The organism is Actinotignum sp. usb-actsch-rep-73 (genome assembly GCF_059082735.1).
In genome coordinates this window covers 1-1,860 of sequence record NZ_JBHNPV010000009.1, presented here as the reverse complement: position 1 = coordinate 1,860, position 1,860 = coordinate 1, and the positions used below count along the sequence as shown (strand labels likewise).

General features: G+C 68.3%; 1 protein-coding gene. It reads left to right on the top strand.

Going from position 1 to position 1,860, the window contains the following annotated elements; genetic code table 11:
* Positions 1 to 60: 60 nt before the first annotated feature.
* Positions 61 to 1,737, top strand: a complete 1,677-nt coding sequence (locus AC5RE1_RS00635) for a ribulokinase (RefSeq protein ID WP_103632047.1) — start codon at positions 61 to 63, stop codon at positions 1,735 to 1,737.
* Positions 1,738 to 1,860: the final 123 nt, after the last annotated feature.

The following is a 1,860-nucleotide window of genomic DNA, read 5'->3' as shown; positions in this document are numbered from 1 at the left end:
GCCCTCGCGCCGCCCGCCCCGACGGGGCGGGCCCGTTCGACTCATGAGAAGGCGAAGAGCATGATCAAGGAAGACCTCGACATCACGTACACCATCGGCCTCGATTTCGGCACGCTCTCCGTGCGCGCCGCGGTCGTCCGCACGAGCGACGGCGAAGTGCTCGCCGACGCCGTCAGCGAATACGCGACCCCCATCATGGACAGGACCCTCGCGGTTGGCGGGGGAGCGCCCCTGCCCCCCGACTTCGCGCTCCAGGTGCCGGCCGACTACATCGCGGCGATGCGCGAGGTCGTTCCCGCAGCGATCCTCGCATCCGGCGTCGACCCCTCCCGGGTCGTCGGCATCGGCCTCGATTGCACCTCCGCCACCGTCGTCGTCACCGACGCCGACGGGAAGCCGATGTGCGAGTACCCCGAGTTCGTCGACGAGCCGCAGGCCTACCTCAAGTTGTGGAAGCACCACGGCGCCCAGGAGCAGTCCGAGCGCATCGTCGCGCTCGCGAAGGAGCGCGGCGAGGAGTGGCTCTCCCGCTACGGCGGCGTCCTCTCCGCCGAGATGCTCCTCCCGAAGACCCTCGAGATGTTCGAGAAGGCGCCTGCGCTCTACCGGGCGACCGCCGAGGTCCTCGACATCGTCGACTGGCTCACCTGGGAGCTCAGCGGCACCCTCGTCTACGCAGCCGGCGACTCCGGCTACAAGCGCATGTACCAGGACGGGAAGTACCCCGACCCCGAGTTCCTCGAGGCCCTCGCCCCCGGTTTCGGCGACGTCTTCGCCCAGAAGATGAGCCACCCGATCGTCCCGCTCGGCTCGAAGGTCGCGGGCCTCACCGAGGAGTACGCGCAGGCCTTCGGCCTGCCCGCGGGAATCGCGGTCGCCGCCGGCAACATCGACGCGCACGTCCAGTGCGTCTCCGTCGGGGCGGTGCTCCCGGGCCAGCTCACCGGCATCCTCGGGACGTCGACGTGCTGGATCCTCCCGTCCGCGACCCTCGAGGAGGTCCCTGGCGTCTTCGGTGTCGTCGACGGCGGCGTCTGCGAGGGCTACTGGGCCTATGAGGCCGGACAGTCCGCAGTCGGCGACATCTTCGCCTGGTTCATCGACCACTGCGTCCCGCAGTCCTACTTCGACGAGGCCGAGCGCCAGGGCGTGTCGATCCACCGCGTCCTCGGCAACAAGGCGGCTGAGCAGAAGGTCGGCGCGCACGGCCTCGTCGCTCTCGACTGGTGGAACGGCAACCGATCGATCCTCGTCGACTCGAATCTCACCGGCCTGATGATCGGGCAGACTCTCCGGACGAGTACCGAGGACATGTACCGCGCCCACCTCGAGTCGACGGCCTTCGGCGCACGCATGATCATCGAGAACTTCGAGGAGCACGGCGTGCCCGTGAACGAGGTGCGCGTCGCCGGCGGCCTGCTGAAGGACGCATTCCTCATGCAGATGTACGCCGACGTCACACGCCGCCCGCTCAAGACCGCGCGTACCCTGCAGGCCGGCGCGCACGGCTCCGCGATCTTCGCCTCCGTCGCCGCGGGGCTCTACGAGGATGTGCCGACCGCTGCCGAGGCGATGGGCGGAGTGTCCGAGACGGCCTACGAGCCGAACGAGGAGGCCGCTGCCGTATACGATGAGCTCTACGCCGTGTACAGGGACCTCTACGACTCCTTCGGCCGCGGCGACAACAGGATGTACTCCCTTAAGAGGTTGCGCGACCGCGCCCTCACCGGGGAGTGACCGGCTGAAGAGAGGTACGGATCCGACGTGATGGACGACGATCGGGAAATGGCTGTGCTCCGCGCGGCGCAGCTCTATTACTACGAGAACATGACGCAGGACTCGATCGCCGACCGTCTCGGT

What these genes read in the sequence shown, in the direction of transcription:
- AC5RE1_RS00635 (WP_103632047.1), top strand. Translation starts at nt 61, where the DNA reads ATGATCAAGGAAGACCTCGACATCACGTACACCATCGGCCTCGATTTC.